The 18,088-nt window shown below is 33.6% G+C and carries 15 protein-coding genes; 4 read left to right on the top strand and 11 right to left on the bottom strand.

What is annotated here, in order from left to right; all coding sequences use genetic code 11:
- Position 1 precedes the first annotated feature (1 nt).
- The 3 genes from GNP81_RS15810 to gltS all read left to right on the top strand — a co-directional run bounded on the left by GNP81_RS15810 (position 2) and on the right by gltS (position 4,373).
- The gene (locus tag GNP81_RS15810) at positions 2-1,708 is read left to right on the top strand and encodes an RluA family pseudouridine synthase (protein WP_196587416.1); all 1,707 of its coding nucleotides are present in this window, start codon (positions 2-4) and stop codon (positions 1,706-1,708) included.
- A 186-nt stretch (positions 1,709-1,894) separates the two neighbouring features.
- Positions 1,895-2,992 (top strand): rod shape-determining protein RodA, encoded by a 1,098-nt coding sequence (gene rodA, locus GNP81_RS15805; protein ID WP_005422639.1) that lies wholly within the window; start codon positions 1,895-1,897, stop codon positions 2,990-2,992.
- 157 nt (positions 2,993-3,149) lie between these two features.
- Positions 3,150-4,373, top strand: a complete 1,224-nt coding sequence (gltS, locus tag GNP81_RS15800) for a sodium/glutamate symporter (protein WP_005422625.1) — start codon at positions 3,150-3,152, stop codon at positions 4,371-4,373.
- Between the two features lie 58 nt (positions 4,374-4,431).
- Here the strand turns inward: gltS and GNP81_RS15795 are convergent, their stop codons facing one another.
- The 10 genes from GNP81_RS15795 to GNP81_RS15750 all read right to left on the bottom strand — a co-directional run bounded on the left by GNP81_RS15795 (position 4,432) and on the right by GNP81_RS15750 (position 15,250).
- Positions 4,432-6,060 carry a methyl-accepting chemotaxis protein gene (locus GNP81_RS15795; RefSeq protein ID WP_196587411.1) on the bottom strand — a complete coding sequence of 543 codons (1,629 nt, stop codon included), beginning with the start codon at positions 6,058-6,060 and terminating at the stop codon, positions 4,432-4,434.
- Positions 6,061-6,134: 74 nt separating this feature from the next.
- A complete protein-coding gene (locus tag GNP81_RS15790) occupies positions 6,135-6,374 on the bottom strand; it encodes a hypothetical protein (protein ID WP_155674374.1) in 240 nt (79 codons plus the stop codon).
- Between the two features lie 23 nt (positions 6,375-6,397).
- The gene (locus GNP81_RS15785; protein WP_155674375.1) at positions 6,398-7,441 is read right to left on the bottom strand and encodes an HlyD family secretion protein; all 1,044 of its coding nucleotides are present in this window, start codon (positions 7,439-7,441) and stop codon (positions 6,398-6,400) included.
- A gap of 5 nt (positions 7,442-7,446) precedes the next feature.
- Positions 7,447-8,760 (bottom strand): glycosyltransferase family 2 protein, encoded by a 1,314-nt coding sequence (locus GNP81_RS15780; RefSeq protein WP_155674376.1) that lies wholly within the window; start codon positions 8,758-8,760, stop codon positions 7,447-7,449.
- The gene (locus GNP81_RS15775; protein WP_155674377.1) at positions 8,760-10,112 is read right to left on the bottom strand and encodes a TackOD1 domain-containing metal-binding protein; all 1,353 of its coding nucleotides are present in this window, start codon (positions 10,110-10,112) and stop codon (positions 8,760-8,762) included. Before GNP81_RS15775 ends, GNP81_RS15780 begins: the two co-directional genes overlap by 1 nt.
- 119 nt (positions 10,113-10,231) lie before the next feature.
- Positions 10,232-11,506: a sensor domain-containing diguanylate cyclase gene (locus GNP81_RS15770; protein WP_236781359.1), complete on the bottom strand. Its 1,275-nt coding sequence runs from the start codon at positions 11,504-11,506 to the stop codon at positions 10,232-10,234.
- A gap of 68 nt (positions 11,507-11,574) precedes the next feature.
- The gene (locus tag GNP81_RS15765; protein ID WP_155672740.1) at positions 11,575-13,266 is read right to left on the bottom strand and encodes a bifunctional diguanylate cyclase/phosphodiesterase; all 1,692 of its coding nucleotides are present in this window, start codon (positions 13,264-13,266) and stop codon (positions 11,575-11,577) included.
- 52 nt (positions 13,267-13,318) lie between these two features.
- Positions 13,319-13,708 (bottom strand): toxin-coregulated pilus protein TcpH, encoded by a 390-nt coding sequence (gene tcpH, locus GNP81_RS15760; RefSeq protein WP_011263336.1) that lies wholly within the window; start codon positions 13,706-13,708, stop codon positions 13,319-13,321.
- Positions 13,705-14,316 (bottom strand): toxin-coregulated pilus transcriptional regulator TcpP, encoded by a 612-nt coding sequence (gene tcpP, locus GNP81_RS15755; RefSeq protein WP_011263335.1) that lies wholly within the window; start codon positions 14,314-14,316, stop codon positions 13,705-13,707. Before tcpP ends, tcpH begins: the two co-directional genes overlap by 4 nt.
- Before the next feature lie 310 nt (positions 14,317-14,626).
- A complete protein-coding gene (locus GNP81_RS15750) occupies positions 14,627-15,250 on the bottom strand; it encodes an outer membrane protein (RefSeq protein WP_155674378.1) in 624 nt (207 codons plus the stop codon).
- Positions 15,251-15,873: 623 nt separating this feature from the next.
- On the opposite strand from GNP81_RS15750, the gene GNP81_RS15745 reads away from it, so the two are divergent.
- Positions 15,874-16,539 carry a DedA family protein gene (locus GNP81_RS15745; protein ID WP_065623737.1) on the top strand — a complete coding sequence of 222 codons (666 nt, stop codon included), beginning with the start codon at positions 15,874-15,876 and terminating at the stop codon, positions 16,537-16,539.
- Positions 16,540-16,612: 73 nt separating this feature from the next.
- On the opposite strand, the gene gnd is transcribed toward GNP81_RS15745, so the two are convergent.
- Positions 16,613-18,061 (bottom strand): decarboxylating NADP(+)-dependent phosphogluconate dehydrogenase, encoded by a 1,449-nt coding sequence (gene gnd / locus GNP81_RS15740; protein ID WP_155674379.1) that lies wholly within the window; start codon positions 18,059-18,061, stop codon positions 16,613-16,615.
- Positions 18,062-18,088 lie beyond the last annotated feature (27 nt).

The raw sequence follows: 18,088 nt of genomic DNA, 5'->3' as shown, positions 1-18,088 counted from the left end.
TATGTGTAACAATAAATTAACCCACAAATTTATTCGTTTATCCGATGATATTGACGGTATTGCTCTGCCTCAACACTTTACGTTCCCGTATTATTATGCGCCTCATCCATTAGCAAAATTAGCAATGGATGATCTGCAACACTATTTATATACTCAAAATGAGTGGCAACACGGCTGTAGCGTTAACGGGAAAATGTTTGGCGTATTGGTCGTTAAAAACCAACAAGACGAAATTGGTTATCTTGCTTCTTTTGCCACTCAAGATGCAGAAAAGCAACCTGAATTAGATCACTGTCCTGATTTTTTTGTTGATGCTATTTTTGATAAAACAAATCACGATTCTCTTTGTTCTCAGCAAAGAACAGAGTTACAACATCTAAAAAGTCATATTCAGAAATTAGAAAATGACCCAGAGTTTATTGAGCTAAAAGAAAAACTGTCCGTTAACCAACAGCAAGCGGAACACGAAATAACCCTGTTTCAACAGGCTATGGCTGACGCTAAAAAGCAACGTAAACTGCAGCGCGTTGAGGCAGAATCTAATTCCTTATCTCCTCTGGATCCTGATGATTTACGCACTCTTATTTCTGAGCTAGGTAATCAAAGTAGCCGAGAAAAAAGCGCATTTAAACAATTAAAGCAAGATTGGCAAAACACGCTTTTGACGCTCTCTACTCAATACAACGAAAATGAGTCTCGCATTTCACAAGCGAAATTAGCGTATGATAATTTAGTACAACAACTTCATGTTGATACATTGAAAACAACGCAATTTCTCAATTCTAATGGCGTAACCAAAAGCCTATTCGAATTATTTAAACACAGTGATTCAGACCAACTGAAACAAGAACCTATTGCCAATTCAAGTGAGCAAAACTGCCCTAAGCTTCTACAAGCTGCATTTACATTGGGTTATACACCTTTAGCGCTAGGGGAATTTTGGTGGGGAGCATCGCCTTATGACCAAATTCGTCAGCATAAAAACTTATATCCTGTATGCCAAAGTAAATGCTTTGAAATTCTAGAGCACATGCTTGAAGGAATCAGCATCGACGACAGCCCATTAGAACAAACACCGTCTTATGGTAAAGAGCTAGAAATCGTATATGAAGACGATACGCTTGTTGTCGTCAATAAACCCGCCGAGTTTTTATCCGTATCAGGGAAATACATTTCAGATTCTGTTCATGCACGCATTCAAGCCCGTTATCCTAATGCAACAGGTCCACTAATTGTTCATCGTTTAGATATGTCGACCTCAGGTTTATTGGTTCTTACATTGACTGCCGAATCGAATAAACAGGTTCAGAAACAATTTATCGAACGTACGGTTGAAAAACGTTATACAGCACTACTTGAAGGTAATATTGATACCGAAAGTGGAACAATTAACTTACCGTTAACCGGTGATATGGAAGATCGCCCTCGCCAAATGGTCTGTCATAAAAGTGGCCGTAAAGCAGAAACACACTACCAAGTCATCGATCAAGTAGGTAAACGAACCAAAGTGCATCTTTACCCACACACGGGCCGAACTCATCAGTTGCGTGTTCATTGTGCTCATCAAGCGGGATTAAATACCCCGATTGTTGGTGATGATCTGTATGGCTTTAAAGCAAACAGACTGCATTTACATGCTGGATATTTAAAATTCAAACACCCGATAACCCATGAGACGGTTGAATTCTCGTGCCCTGAAGATTTCTAACCAATAATGCTTTACTTATTTTTGTCTCCTAACTGCATAAAATAACCCACCATTAAGAGAAATGTTGGGTTATCCCTTTCATTACGACATTAATATATTGCATTTATTTATAAAGAGGTTAATTTAGTCCTCCTTATCAACACCGCAAACACAGTGCCTTTTCACTCTGTCTGATGAATTAACATTATGTATGACTACAAACCACGAATCGACTACGCTTTACTTGCTGCAATTTTAGTATTAATTGTACTTGGCTCTTTAACCGTTTGGAGCGCAAGTGGTTTTAGTGAACCTATGTTAGAGCGTCACTTAGTACGAGCTATGATCGCCATTGGTTGTATTGTCGTAATGTCAGGCATATCCCCTATGCATTATCAACGCTCAGCACCTTTTCTATATGGGCTAGCTGTTGTTCTTCTCATTGGGGTAATTATTGCTGGTGATAGTACTAACGGCTCACAACGCTGGTTGGTAATAGGACCAATTCGATTTCAACCCTCAGAATTAGTTAAAGTTGCAATACCTCTCATGGTTGCTTGGATATTAGCAGCGGAAGCCACACGTCCTGATTTAAAAAAAATTGGAATTTGTTTGCTTGTTACTGCTGTGCCTGCAGGTTTAATTTTTATTCAACCTGACCTTGATGGGGCAATTTTTACTGTTATCTATGCCCTATTTGTTCTGTATTTTGCCGGTATGAGTTGGAAAATCATCGGCTCTTTTCTAGCAACCGTAGCGACTGCCGTCCCGCTTTTATGGATATTCGTTATGGAAGCGTATCAGAAAAAGCGTGTTACTCAGTTTCTTGACCCTGAGTCGGATCCCCTTGGAGCTGGTTACCAAATTATTCAATCTTTAATTGCTATTGGCTCTGGCGGGATACGTGGTAAAGGTTGGATGAATGCGACACAAGGACATCTGGGTTTTATTCCTGAAAGCCACACTGACTTCATTTTTTCTACCTATGCTGAAGAATGGGGATTTTTCGGCTGTGCTCTACTGTTATCACTGTATTTATTCATCACCGGACGTGTAATTTGGTTAGCTTATCAAAGTGAAAGTACCTTTACTCGTTTGGTGAGTAGTACCTTTGCATTAAGCTTCTTCTTGTATGCTTTCATTAATATGGGCATGGTCAGTGGTTTACTTCCTGTAATGGGCAGTCCACTTCCATTTTTCAGTTATGGTGGTACAGCAATGATAACCCAAGGTATTTGCTTTGGTATTGTCATGTCATTGTGTTTATACAAACCATACAAACCGAACCGTCCAGATAGAATCTAACGCTATTTTTTCTTGTCATAAATCGTTCATTATTCCCCCATTTGAATTATGAACTTTTTATGACAGTGAATATTTATAGTGACATTATCAATAACTTGGCATAATCTCGATCTTTCCCGTCACACCTCTTGGTTTGATATATTTATTTCGAGCTATTATGACAAACTCACTATCAATCGGCGCGTTAGAATCATTTCTAATAGCTATCGCTGTGCTTTTTCTGGGTCATTTCATCAACTCAAAAATTGACCTATTCAAAAAATATAATATCCCTGAACCTATTGTCGGTGGATTAATTGTTGCTTTTGCAATTACGGCTTTGCACTTCCAAGGAATTAGCCTTGAGTTTTCTCTGCCTCTTCAAAACACCTTCATGCTAATGTTTTTTAGTACCGTTGGGCTTGCAGCAAATTACACTCAATTGCTTAAGGGTGGCACTAAAGTTTTCCTATTTTTAGCCGTCGCTTCATTTTATATCATCATACAAAATGCCGTTGGCGTTGGGCTTGCTTCTGCTATGGGTTTAGATCCACTGCTAGGTTTAATCGCAGGTTCTATTACTTTATCTGGCGGGCACGGTACGGGTGCAGCTTGGTCACAAACCTTTGCTGATGCTTATCAATTAAACACACTTGAACTTGCGATGGCGTCAGCAACGTTTGGTCTAATTATGGGTGGTTTAATTGGTAGCCCTATCGCACAACGATTAATTCAAAAACATAAATTAGAATCTGAATACGGCGCAGGTACAAATACTCATGACCGTTTTCCTGAGCTAATTACCTATAACGAACGTGAAGAAGACAAAGTGACAGCCAAAAAGGTCATTGAAATCTTATTCATCTTGCTTATCTGTGTTACTGGCTCTAAGCATTTAAGTAATTTCGTAAACAGTTTCGATATTGCTTGGCTTAAAATTCCTGATTTTGTTTATGCATTATTTATTGGTGTTTTCATTACTAATATTTGTGAAGTAACGAAAGTTAAGAAGATTGATAACGAAACCGTAGATATCCTTGGAACCGTTTCACTATCACTATTTTTAGCAATGGCGTTAATGAGTCTAAAACTATGGAATATCTTTGATCTTGCGATTCCATTTTTAATTATCTTAACGATTCAAACGATTGTTTTAGCCCTGTTCTCTTATTTCATTACTTTTAGAGTCATGGGGTCAAATTATGATGCTGCAGTCATGGTTGGCGGACATTGTGGATTTGGACTTGGAGCTACGCCAACAGCGGTAATGAACATGGGTTCTTTAGTATCTCGCTTTGGACCGTCACCTCAAGCTTTCATGGTAGTTCCAATTGTAGGTGCATTCTTCATTGATATTACGAACTTAATTATCTTACAAGCTTATATTAGTTTTATTGGATAAATAGATCGGTAACTAAAAAAGCTATAAGGCACCACGCCTTATAGCTTTAGTTTCATCACTATAATTTAAACTGCTCTACGTTTTTCGACAAATTAGAAATGCTCTTATTCATGTTCTTAACTTGTTCAGAAATCACACTAGAAACGTCCATACACACTTGAGACATATCTCTGACATTAATTGCATTACCGTTAATTTCCTCAATAACGCAACTCTGCTCTTCACTTGCTGTTGATATTTGATGACTCATATCTGAAATTGAGTTTAAGTTGTTATCTACAATTTCAATATTATTTCGAGATATTGTCGATTGTTCTACACACTCTTTAATTGTCGTCTGACTCAATTCCATCTTTTCGCTTACATCATGAGTTTTAGCCTGTAAGTTTGAAATGATGTTATTAATCTCAATTGTAGAGTGTTGTGTTTTCTGTGCTAATACACGAACTTCATCAGCAACTACAGCAAAACCTCTTCCTTGCTCCCCAGCCCTTGCCGCTTCAATTGCAGCGTTTAGAGCTAACAAGTTTGTTTGATCTGCTATGTTACTGATCATATCTAAAACACTTGAGATCTTGTTACTGTCATTACGTAATTCCGCAATTAAGGCATTACATTCATCAATCTCACTTGAGGCGAGATTAATAACTTCAGAGGTATTGGAAACCATTTGCTTAGTTTGATTACACTCTTTAGATGCGTCAGAAGTAAAATTCGCAGAGTTATTGATATTATTTGTAATTTCACTTGAAGCACATTGCATTTCATTGATTGCAGTCGCTAACATATCAACAGAATTAAGCTGCTGAACAATCGCTTTTTCATTTTCTTTAGACTGCTCATTCATCAAACTAAATGCATCGTTGCTAACGTCAATACTCTCTTTAACTGCATTAATTACGGTAACAATTTTCAGTCGGAACGAACGAATAGACATCATAATGCTACCGATTTCATCATTGATAAAATCATGACTATCTATAAAGGCACACACTTTCCCACTTCTTAAATCCAACGAAATAAATTGCTCTAATGATGAGTTAATTAATGCGATACGTCGATTTAAATCTTTTGAGATGTACAAACCACTTAAAATTGATACCAGTGTTATGGATACAATAACAAAGATTGCAAAATACAGCGTGTTCAATCGTTCTTGCTTAGAGGTCTGTCTGTATTCTTCAAGGAAAATATTTATTTTATTAGATAAGTAACTAATATTATTATTAATTTCCTCATAAACATCTAAACTATCAGCTACTAGCTTGGCTCTTGGTTCAGAAAGACGACGCTCTCTAATATCATTGATGTAATTAACATACGCATTAATCTCATTGTTTAATGTGGCTAGTTGAGTTTTTTCCTTTTTTATTACATCTAAATCAAACTCACTATAAGAATTTAAAAGTGAATTAATATCATAAATTAATTTATCTCTTAATTTCACTTCTTCTTCATCTTCAAATCTGATAGAAATCAGAGCTAAATCGGTTCTTCTTAGTGAAATTAATTTCTTTTCAAAATTATCAAAGATTTCAGATGACTGAATGACCTGTCTAAATAAGAACTGTTCAGTCTTATCATTATCTACATAATTCATATAAATAATATTAAGGGCCACAAATAAACCTGTTGCATTAAATGCCACAAGAAATAGAATTTTATTTCTTAATGAGATATTTTTCATATTACACGCGTCCATAATCCTAATAGAACATTAGAATCCTAATTTATAATAGTAAGTGTTTTTATTTTATAGAACTAATCTAACTTTTTTAGTATTTCACTAAGTGTTAAACAATTTTGCAGCATTAACTCACGCTGTTCATTTTTAAGATTAGAGTTTGATAATTCACTAATAAGCCAGTCATTAAGGCTTATTAATTTTATTATGATATCTTTGTTATTTTTATATAACTCATTATCTTTCTCAATAGCAAACCTTAAAATTTCACACGAGTCTAATATTTTGTTTGTTAAATAAATATAATCGACTTTCATTTACAACCTCCATTATAATAATTTTAAAAAGAAACTTGTACAGGCATACCCTCAACCCATTGTTCTTTAGTTATTTTTTTTCTTAATGTCACTTTAACTTTTAACAATGATTTTGGCCCCTCAAACGGTTTGGCCAACTGAGCAGGTAACTTAGTTGTGGTTTCGATAGCTAAAGATACGTTACCCTTTAGTCTTTCACGATTTGGAAGTATGACGGTAACGACACTACCTTCTTTCGCCTTTTCAATAAATTTAGGTTCTAAGTACGCTATGACAAATGGATCAGCCTTAGATGCAATCGTCGCTAATACATCACCCTTTTTTATTCTTTGCCCTACTACCGTATTAATTTCTATGATATTTCCGTCATATGGAGAATGAATACTTAGTAGTTTTTTCTGACTTAACTTAGTAACTAACTCTTGATTTAATGAACGAACTACTTGAGCAATACCACCAGCTAGTTCAACTTGCACACTATCTAATAGTGCCTTTTGGTATCCTATGTCCGCACTAGTTAACGTATTTTGCGCACTATTGTACATACCGATGATATTGGCATAATCAACTTGTGATACTTTCCCTTCTTTAATGAACTTGTCATAATTAAGTTTTATTTTCTTTATACTTTCTAAATTATCTTTCGCATTTACAATAGCTGACAAATAAGGTTTTAGATCATACAGTGCTTTGGATTTTCTTTTATTTAAATTAGTTAATTCAGTTTTAATAAATTGAATATCTGAATCTAACACGGTGTCATTTAACTCTAAAATATTTCGTTCATGTGTAATTTCATCACCTTCTTTGACATTTATAGCAGTAACCACGCTATCTTGAGGTGCAGTTATCATAACTGGGTTTGTTGTTATGACACCTGGTGCTAAAGTAAGTATATATTGTTGAAAAAAAACGTATGCCATTATTAATATAGGACTTAACACTAATGCTAAAATACAATACCATCGAAATCGATATCCACCTCTCTTAGCACTCCCATATATTATTTTCATTCCATTATCAGATGTTGGCTGTTTATCTTTTTCTAAGTGAAATTTTACTTTCATAATATTTAAAATCTTTTTCCACGTTTAAGTACCCACCAAGGCGCCATACTCGACTCCTCATGACTTCTTCTTGTTATTTCATTTACCATTGAAAATGCAGTTATTAACCTCATAAAAAAAGCATATATAGGATATAGAGGTAACCATATTGATAATTTAATATCTTCTTTAGGTCTTTCTGAAACAAGACCAATATAAATTGAAAAAGTTAACACAATAAATATTATGTATATTAGATAAATAAACAAAAGCATTGATAGTACAAATGTAATTGGATAACTTAAACAAACGTATAAACTAAATAATGCCATTAATAATGGTAGAACCACGTTTTGAATTACACCGTAAACTAATGTATAAACAAAGTTACCCCAGCCTAACAAGCTCGGACTTAACCCCTGCTTATGCTTTCTTAAAAAGAGAAAAAGTAAATCACCATCCCATCGTAATCGCTGCATTAACAATATTTTTAACGTATCAGGCGCATCTGTATGCCCAACCGAATGAGGAGTAAATGCCAAACGACTATTTGGGTGTCGTCCTTTATATTGTTTTAGCCGCATGGTTAAATCGAGATCTTCAGCCGTATGGGTATCCCAACCACCAACTCGTTTAATCACTTCAATCCGAAATGCACCAAAAGCACCGGAAATATTATTTAAGACTCCCCAATTGCTCATTCCAGTTTTACCCGTCTGCATGGACATCATATATTCAAGAGATTGCATTCTAGTTAATAAATTAGCATCCCAATTTCGAACTCGAAGTGCCCCTCCAGAAGCTAAAACATTTGGATCTGAAAACTGTTTAGCCATTTCCCATGCCATGTTGTTGTCAAATGAAGTATCTCCATCAACATTAATGACTAAATCATTTTTTGCTTCCGATAAACCAGCATTTAATGTAGATACACGGCCACCTCTTTGCCATTTAGCAATGACTTTAACTGTTCGCATTTGTTTATGTTGATGTTTTTTAGCACCGTATAAGGCTGCTTGATAAGTCTCTGCATTTTGCTTGGCGCCATCCACTACAACTAAAATCTCTATCTTATTCGGATAAACCTGCTCAACAAGTGTATCGATCGTTTCACTAATGGCTTCCCCTTCTCCATAACAAGTAATAATAAAACTAATTGAAGGACATGATGTTGCTTCTAGTTCTGATAAATTAACAGACCAACGCAAAACACCACTCGCAACTAAAATAAATAGAGGCATTTCGATTAAGATCATGATTGGAAATAATATAAATATTAATTCTGTATCTTCACTTATCATCCCTATTATTGAATAAAAAATGTATTCAAATTCACTCATTACTCAATAGTACCAAGCTCATCAACTAACCACTTTGCAGCATCATCCTGAAGGGATACATTAGGCAAAGACCATATATGAACATTCAGAAGCACTAACTCTGATTCGATTTTTTCAGCAATGAGTTCAATTTTCTTTTGTAAAACTGGTAATGAATCAATTGGTGTCATTGGCATCAATAATAGGATCATATCTGATCGATACTGACAGCAAATATCGGTATCACGCAGTATCGAGTTAAGATCATTTGATATTTGATCAATCAACTGCATCAATTTCGTTTCCCCAAATTGAGCAGAATATTCTTCAATGCCCGCGAGCTTTATCCCTAATAAGATATGTGAATGCTGGTGACGGATTGCCAATTTATTTATCCATACAAGCAAATTATCAAAAGAATCCTCATCAATGAGCCCTTTTAGTGTTAGCTCTTGATGAAAAGATTGATGTCCATACATCATTAAATTTTTAACCTGATCGCCTGCTTTATACGTACTTATATGACGGGTGATTAAATCATCAATCTCATTACTGTCGGTACAAGACAAACAACGAACACGAGCAACCGATTCTGAAAAACTATAATCACAATCCAAACACTTATAGCTTTCAAGCGGTCTGTCGTAATCCACCCCAATATGACGCAATTGGGTTAAACAAGTAGGACACTCTAATTTCCCACGTTGCATAAAGTGATCTTGTTTCCCTACATGCCCACAAGTAAAACAATGTAGTGAAACTATCTCTTCTATATCGACACTCTTACATGATGGACATGTTTCAATATAGTTTTGATGACCGCTATTGCAAGATGGACATAATCGAACTCGATCCACTGTATACTCTTTCTTTAGAAATCCTCTTTTAGTTTCTAATTGGAGATAATTATTGGATGCATTTTTATATCCAATGTACGCAGTAATCAGTGGGTAGTGATAAAGTTCTTGTTTACTGCTATCACACAATGGTTTTAAACACCTTTCTGTACCTAACCAAAGCCAAGCAAGAAGTTTATCCAGGGGTTCTTCTTTTATCAGAGCTAACTTCGCTTTATGTAGCATCCACTGCTCTGCCACATTAGTCGGTGTCCATATTCCATCCGAAAGATGAGAGCTTAACTTACTCGCTTTTAATACATATATATGCCAATTCCATAACTGTAATTTAGAATGCAGATATTCTAATGTTCTATCTTGTTCTTCTGGTGGTAATGACACAATACAAATAGCTGGCTCGTGTAATAAAAGCGCATCAGCACTCTTTACATGAATTATATTAATGTCACTTCCATATACAGATTTAGATTCACCAATAACATAAACAGGAATAGACACTGAACTTTCCATCTTCATAAAATAACCATTTGTGCAGCAAACCAAAATAATTGGTATTAACGTTTGATAAAAAATAGTCATTCCCAAAAAAGGAAATGACTATCTATATAAAATAAATAAGAAACAGAATTTTAGATTTATACTTTATTTCTATTTTTAAAATGAAACTTTGCTTTATACATTCTTTTATCAGCTATACGGATTAAATCCTCTAGAATTAATCCATCAACTGGATAAGCACTGTAACCTGTACTAATGCCTATATTTATTACAAAATCACTAAGTGACAGAGACTTAGATATTATTTCAAATAGATCATTAATAAATAAATCGATATCAACATTATCATTTTTGTTTAAGAGTATTGAGAATTCATCACCACCCAATCTATATACGCTTCCTTTACTTCCTATAAAAGAGCGCATCCTTTTAGATACTTCAATGAGTAGTTGGTCTCCGATTTCATGGCCATAAATGTCATTGACCTTTTTAAAACCATTCAAATCACAGAAAAATAAGATTGAACTTTTGAAACTCTTTTTAGCATCTTTATCAAAAGCCCTTCGATTATAAAGGCCTGTTAATGAATCAACATAAGACAATTCATACATCTTTTCTTTTTTTATCAATAAACTATTAAACATATAGGTTATGAGCGATAAAGCAAAAACAAAGAAAACTAAAATATAAATTTTGTATTTATATTCAAGCTCATCAATCCAATCATCCGGAGAGCCAACTGATATTAGCCAATTCTGATTTAATACACTAAATTGATGTTCAACCGTATTTACCAAATCAGCAGATGATGATTCACTGACAACTATTTTATTACTACTATTTTTTTGTATAACACTCAGTTTGTAGTTGTATCCACCATCACATAATTCAGGTAATGATAAAGTATTTAAGAAATCATTAACCTTAAGTATTACGATACTAAAACCCCAAAAAGTATTAAAATCTTTGCCGACAAAAATAGGTGTTCTAATTATTAGCCCAATTCCACCTTGAAATAACTCAAGTGGCTCAGACATAATACTTACTCTATTATCCCTGGCATAAATAGCATCTCCCCTTCTTTTTTTATCAGAAAACAAATCAATATACACATTTTCATTTCCTTTCTCAGGATATGCATATTTTACAGTGCCATTAGGAGCTAATTGTAAACTCTTAATCACCTTATTTTTTTCGATTAAGTTCTTAGATATTGAAGTGAAGTCGTTTTTTGATATAAAAGAATCATTCTTAAAAAGCATATACTTATAAACCTTTGATAAAGTTAAGTATTCATTTACTTTTATTAAAATTTCACTTTCATATTTCTTTAATAAGTGTCGCATATTCGTCTTATTTCTTTCTTCAGTAAGGTTATTACTTAATTCAAAAATAAAATATCCAACACTCATATAAACAAACGATAGCATCACTACAATGCCGATTCTTTTTAATCTTAATGCTTTATACCTAGTAGAACTCACTGTAATTTTCTGCTTTTATCAGCATACATTTTTTCATCCGCACAATTAATCGCAATTTCCATACCTTTTGATAAATCTTCAATGCCATATGAAAATGACAAGTCTATGTTGTTTGATTTAAACAGCTTTTCGACTTTATTTCTTATCAGATTTAAGCGACTTTCAAATGTATGTCGGTCATCCCATTGAGTAAAAATCAAGAATTCATCACCACCATATCTAATGATAAGATCTTCTTTTCTTAATTCATGTTTTAAATACATAACAAATTTGCTTAAGCAGTCATCACCTAGCTTATGACTGAAGTTGTCATTAACCTTTTTAAACCCATCCATATCAATGAAAGCAACCATGTTAAATTGATTCATGTAATAACTGTTCAGGATGGTTCTATCAAAGCAATCTGTTAAGGCATCTCTAGGAAACGAATCCCTGTCATCTTCATCATAAACAATAGTAATTATTAGTGTTTTTCCATAATGATTAATTTTCTGCCTAAACGTATAATACGATTTAGTTTGACCATCAAAGTCGACAACTTCTCTTACCGCTAAGAAGTTGGATTTTGATTCAATTAACTCCTTATCTATTGCTATACAACCTTCGTATTGTTCAAATTTTTCATAAATGCTTTCTAGAGGCATCCCTACTAAGTCCACATTCATAAAATTAATATGGGCTTGATTATTGAACAAAGCATTACCTTCAGAATCTCGAATTATAACTAAGCGACTCATACAATTAAGATAGGATTTGAAAAACAAATTTTCAGGACTATTCGGGTTAAGCGCTATCTTATTGTATTTTTTCAGTATACTTTTTTTTACTTCTTTTATAGTTAAACTATCACAAACCTTAGAACCAAGATTATTAAATATATCTACAGAGTGAATATCATTAACTATCTGTGCGCACTCATTATCATTATCGGTTTTGATCAATTCATAAATCAATTTTTCTAACAATAACTTAGGTTCATGTTTTTCTTCTTTATGAGGTTCCGGTGTCGCGATTGTTAAGTCAAACAAATTCATTGGTTTATAAAAATAATATCCTTGGTATGATACTTTTTTTCCAAGAGATTCAATTAAGTTAACTTGTTTTTTATTCTCAACTCGCTCAATAACAATATTAAAATTACTGATATCTTCTAATTCGTCTAATGTATATTTTAAATGTCTAAACTTATAAAAATTGTTTTCAATATCATTAACTAAAGATCCATCTACTTTAATTTCATCAAGATCTAATGACAATACTTGTTCAATATCTGAAAAGCCTTTTCCAAAATCATCTAAAGAAAACTTAACACCTAATGATTTAAGTATTCCCATCGATTCTTTAACACGTTCTAAAGATAAATAACTGTCATTTTCAGTTATCTCCAACGTTACATTTTGTTCATTTTTCAGCAACTTAGATGTTTTATCAATAAAATAATCTGATTCTAAACTCTGTATCGAAATATTTATAGACACAGGGAAGGAGCAACCAATGTTTTCGTGATATTCCCTTCTATCTGATAATACTTTCCTTATTATTGTATAATCAAACAAAGGTTTATTTGTTACCATTGAAACGTAGCTCTCAATATTTGTAACACCAGGAACTCTTAATAAAGCTTCAACACTAATAATACTTCCATTTTGTACTTTTGGTTGATATAAGAAAGAAATTGTTGAATTCAATTATGTACCCTAAACACACTCTATAAATAACAATCAAATTATTGATAATAAATTAATTATTGTATTTGCAAGAAAAACCAATTTTTTTGAGACTACCACTTCCAGCTGGAAGAGTTACAAAACAAGAATCACCTAATGAATATATATTTAAAATATAATAATTCGTTCCATCGTATGCATATAATTTACCTTGAGATAAATTATAATCGACAAAATACTTTGTTGCGCTACTTGTTGCAGGAACAGCTATATCATCACTATACTTAGTATTAACTACATTGACAGAATCTAAATATTTTTCATACTTTACATAGTTAACTTGTTTTTCATTTATTGTTATTGTACCAACTAAATCTACTCGATAAAATTTATGCCATATTATTATTATGAGTAAATTAATTACAGAAAAAACAATTAATGTTTTCGATATTTGACTTTTCATATTTTACATCGAGCAATTTTATTTTTAAGGTTCAATTCGCACTCTTGGTCTTTAGTCTTAATTAAAAATTTATCTTCAGAGATTTTAATTAAATCAAAATCTTTGACTTTTTTTATCTCTTCTAAAGGAATTAGATCGTAAAACACATGTTTTTCTATACAAAAGATTAATGCTGAACTAGATAAAATGAAAATGATGATTGAAAATAAAAAAATAGATGTTTCTTTTAGTTTAGAATGTGACGTTTTTTTCTCTGTGCATTGTATGCTATTTGAATTTATTCTAATCTCTTCTACATTGTTTATTTTATAACCATTGCCTTTTACATTTTCGATAACATGTCTATTCGTATCTTTTATTGATACTCTTGTTCTTTTAATTAACTGAGGAATGCTTTCATTTGATATCCACTGAGTTCCCCAAAGAGCATCTTTAATATGTTCATTTTTACAAATAGAAGGATGTTCTTTTATTAACAAAGTCAGAATTGCAGAAACTAAAGGCGTTGTTGAACCATATTCGTTATTACCATTAACTGCATCTTCTAGCGTATCGTACAATTTTTTTGTTGCTGGATCCCAATAGATTTCATTGAGTTTAAAAACCATATCATCCTGACTTAACAGTTATCGAATTAAATACAAGTCATAAATAAACCTATTCATCTTTATTGTCAATATATTGAGACCAACTTATCTATATTCGTTAACTTTGTTCAAAACCAAAACCAATAAAAAACAAAGTATAAACACAAAAAAAACAAACGTAATACAGAAATGCTGTTTATACTTAATTTTTGAGCAAATATAGAGCAGCCTATTTCATAACAGAAATAGGCAATACCCTACTTCATTGTTAATTAGTTTACGTCTTATTTACAAGGTAGAATCTAAACTTAAAAAATAAGACTATAAATAATTAGAATGAATAACCCATACCAATATACATGGTACTTACCGATCCTACATTTGTGTAGTCCGACAATTGATGGTTATTTGGTTTATTCGTAAACTCGGCTAAGTCATCACCAAAGATATGCTCGAAGCTAGCGTTAATCGCAAAGTTATCTGTAATGTTATACGATGCACCTAAACCGATTTTTGGCAATACTTTCGATTCTTTTTTATTAAAAACGTTTACATTACTTGTTAGCTCTTGAACTGTATAAGCTGCACCCGCTTTACCAAAAATACTCCACTTATTATTGAAGTTGTACTTTGCTACACCTAATGCAGCAATGTTGTAGCCATCATAGTCAAACTTCAAATTTTCAAAACGATTTTCATTTGTTGCATAAGTCGAATAACTCACTTCTGCACCGTATTGAAATTTATTATTCATTTCTGAGTTAAATAATAGACCAGTATTCAAGCTCCAAGCCAACTTTCCTGATTCTTGAGAATAGTTCATATTGTCAATATCAGCATCTGGTGAAGTAATACCACCAATACCAATATTTCCCCCAACATAAGGCATCATTTCAGCTGAAGACGATACAGAAAAAACACCAAATACAAACGCAGCTAAATATATTTTTTTCATCTTTTTATTTCCGGTAGTTAATGATTAACACTACTTAATGCTCTCTTCATTAATTTGAAGTAAACATGGTTATATGAAACAAAATCTAACTAACAATAAATCTATTATTATTGATTTGATTAATTGGTTTAGTTAGGTGAGAGAAATATACTCCATACGAATAATCAATCAAATTATACGTAATTACTTAGTTAATTATATTGTTTGAATTAGAGGGAACAGTTGAAGAATAATTACCAATACAACAAAAGCCATTAAATACAACAACTTAAGGGGCTAGCAATGTTTATATAAAAATATATTTTTTGATATTATATGCAACATTGCATTACATATAATAATTGTCATTAATTTTATTCCTAAAAACAAATATATAAACATAATTAATTTTCGATAAGTGCCTCTATTGCTTCACCAAAAATATAAGCCTACCATCTATTAGTAACAATTTACGCACATTTGTAAGGAAATGTTGATCCAACTTGTTGAATCATCTAGTTTATCTACCTTATGTGAACTTTTTATGACAGTGAAAATTCTTAGTGACTTTATCTATCACTTACCTTACTCTCGACCTATCTGTCACAACAAGTTTCGGCTTAATTTTCGTCTGGAGAATGGCGATGTTTGATTCATTTATTTCGATTCTAACGGCTTTATGGCAACAAGATTTCACAATTCTGCAAAACCCAGCAAGTATGACGATGATCTACTTTTGTTTGATTCTATTTATTTGGTTAGAAAGTGCTTTTATTCCAGCGGCTCCACTACCTTGTGATAGCGTTGTTATTCTTGCTGGTTCTCTAGCAGCTGCAAATGTAATTAGCTATCCAGTGATTGTTGCTGGTCTAATCATGGCTGCGGCAATTGGTAGCCAATTGGCTTTTCTACAAGGTCGTTGGTTACATAAATTTCCAACAATTCAGAAATGGATTAATGCTGTTCCAGCACACAGATTACAAACAGTTGACTCTTTATTAACTAAGCATGGATTAATTGCTCTTTTTGTTGCTCGCTTTATTCCTGTTGTTCGCCCTCTTCTGCCATTGATGATGGGACTTCGAATGCAGCAAGCGTCTCGCTTCCATTATTTTGCTTGGATGAGCGCGATTATTTGGATTTTATTATTAACCGGTTTCGGTTATTCATTATCATTTTTACCTGAAAAACTATCTAAATATATCACCATGGCATTAATGGCGGCACCGGTCATCACACTCGCGATTGCAGTATGTAGCTTTATCAGTGGTTACTGTTTAAAAAAATACCGTCGAAAAAAAATCTGTTAAATTAATTCGATATAAAAAGCCCCTAACTCACACAAGTTAGGGGCTTTTTTATTTTATCGATGAAAGATAACAGCTACGAGTTATACGTTGTCGACGATACATCACCGCCTTTACCTGTCCAATTCGTATGGAAAAACTCACCTTTTGGTTTATCTACACGCTCGTAAGTATGAGCTCCGAAATAATCACGTTGTGCTTGCAGCAAGTTTGCAGGAAGACGAGCTGTTGTATAACCATCAAGGAAAGTCAATGCTGATGTCATTGATGGCATTGGAATACCTACTTCCATTGATTTTGCTGCTACTTTTCGCCATGCTGACATGCTATTTTCTAGAATACCTTTGAAGTAGCTATCTGAACCTAAAAAGGAAAGTTCAGGATCAATATCGTACGCATCACGAATATTACTTAAGAATGCAGAACGGATAATACAACCACCACGCCACATCAATGCCACGTTACCGTAATTTAGATCCCAACCATTCTCGTTTGACGCTTCACGCATCAACATAAAGCCTTGTGCGTATGAGATGATTTTCGATGCTAAAAGTGCTTGGCGTAATGCTTCTATCCAAACTTGTTTATCACCTTCAACAATTGATTCTTTCTTACCAAATAACGCTTCTGCTTCTACACGTTGATCTTTTAATGATGATAAACAGCGTGCAAATACAGATTCTGTAATTAGCGTTAATGGGATCCCCATATCTAATGCATTAATTCCTGTCCACTTACCAGTGCCTTTTTGGCCGGCAGTATCGAGGATTTTCTCTACTAATGGTTCACCGTCTGTATCTTTATAACCTAATATGTCCGAAGTGATTTCTACTAAGTAGCTATTTAGTTCGGTTTTATTCCACTCAATAAAAACAGATTGCATTTCATCGTGTGTCATACCAAGACCATCTTTCATGAACTGATATGCCTCTGTGATAAGCTGCATATCGCCATATTCAATGCCGTTATGAACCATTTTTACAAAGTGGCCAGCACCATCGTTACCAACCCAATCACAACAAGGCTCATCATTTTCAGTTTTTGCTGAGATGGCTTGGAAAATTGGTTTAACAAATGGCCATGCTTCTGGTGAACCGCCAGGCATAATCGAAGGACCAAAGCGTGCGCCTTCTTCACCACCAGAAACACCAGAACCGATAAAGTGGATACCTTTCTCTTTTAATGCAGCAACACGACGGTTAGTATCTGGGAAATTTGTATTACCACCATCAATAATGATGTCACCTTTATCTAATAGAGGAACCAACTTATCGATAAATGAATCAACAACATCACCTGCTCGTACCATTAACATAATTTTGCGTGGTGATTCTAATTTGTCGACTAACTCTTGAAGCGAATATGCACCAACAATATTTGTCCCTTTTGCCGGACCTTGTAAGAACTCATCTACTTTTTCAGCAGTTCGGTTATGTGCTACCACTTTATAACCATGATCGTTCATATTTAGAATTAGGTTCTGGCCCATTACTGCAAGACCAATTACGCCAATATCACCTTTCATATCTTTTACTCCAAAAATTTGCGTTAT

The sequence above is a fragment of the Aliivibrio fischeri genome, from assembly GCF_009727955.1.
GTDB classification, from domain to species: Bacteria; Pseudomonadota; Gammaproteobacteria; order Enterobacterales; family Vibrionaceae; genus Aliivibrio; species Aliivibrio fischeri_A.
The sequence above is the reverse complement of the archived record's forward strand: the minus strand, read 5'-3'. Positions and strand labels throughout refer to the sequence as shown.

Excerpts from the sequence above, each read along its gene's own strand:
- tcpP (WP_011263335.1), bottom strand. The coding sequence starts at position 14,316 with ATGGTTTTTAAACTCAATGAAATCTATTGGGATCCAGCAACAAAAAAA.
- GNP81_RS15770 (WP_236781359.1), bottom strand. The coding sequence starts at position 11,506 with ATGAGTGTTGGATATTTTATTTTTGAATTAAGTAATAACCTTACTGAA.
- GNP81_RS15780 (WP_155674376.1), bottom strand. The coding sequence starts at position 8,760 with ATGAGTGAATTTGAATACATTTTTTATTCAATAATAGGGATGATAAGT.
- tcpH (WP_011263336.1), bottom strand. The coding sequence starts at position 13,708 with ATGAAAAGTCAAATATCGAAAACATTAATTGTTTTTTCTGTAATTAAT.
- rodA (WP_005422639.1), top strand. The coding sequence starts at position 1,895 with ATGTATGACTACAAACCACGAATCGACTACGCTTTACTTGCTGCAATT.
- GNP81_RS15790 (WP_155674374.1), bottom strand. The coding sequence starts at position 6,374 with ATGAAAGTCGATTATATTTATTTAACAAACAAAATATTAGACTCGTGT.
- gnd (WP_155674379.1), bottom strand. The coding sequence starts at position 18,061 with ATGAAAGGTGATATTGGCGTAATTGGTCTTGCAGTAATGGGCCAGAAC.
- GNP81_RS15810 (WP_196587416.1), top strand. The coding sequence starts at position 2 with ATGTGTAACAATAAATTAACCCACAAATTTATTCGTTTATCCGATGAT.
- gltS (WP_005422625.1), top strand. The coding sequence starts at position 3,150 with ATGACAAACTCACTATCAATCGGCGCGTTAGAATCATTTCTAATAGCT.
- GNP81_RS15745 (WP_065623737.1), top strand. The coding sequence starts at position 15,874 with ATGTTTGATTCATTTATTTCGATTCTAACGGCTTTATGGCAACAAGAT.
- GNP81_RS15795 (WP_196587411.1), bottom strand. The coding sequence starts at position 6,060 with ATGAAAAATATCTCATTAAGAAATAAAATTCTATTTCTTGTGGCATTT.
- GNP81_RS15775 (WP_155674377.1), bottom strand. The coding sequence starts at position 10,112 with ATGAAGATGGAAAGTTCAGTGTCTATTCCTGTTTATGTTATTGGTGAA.
- GNP81_RS15750 (WP_155674378.1), bottom strand. The coding sequence starts at position 15,250 with ATGAAAAAAATATATTTAGCTGCGTTTGTATTTGGTGTTTTTTCTGTA.
- GNP81_RS15785 (WP_155674375.1), bottom strand. The coding sequence starts at position 7,441 with ATGAAAGTAAAATTTCACTTAGAAAAAGATAAACAGCCAACATCTGAT.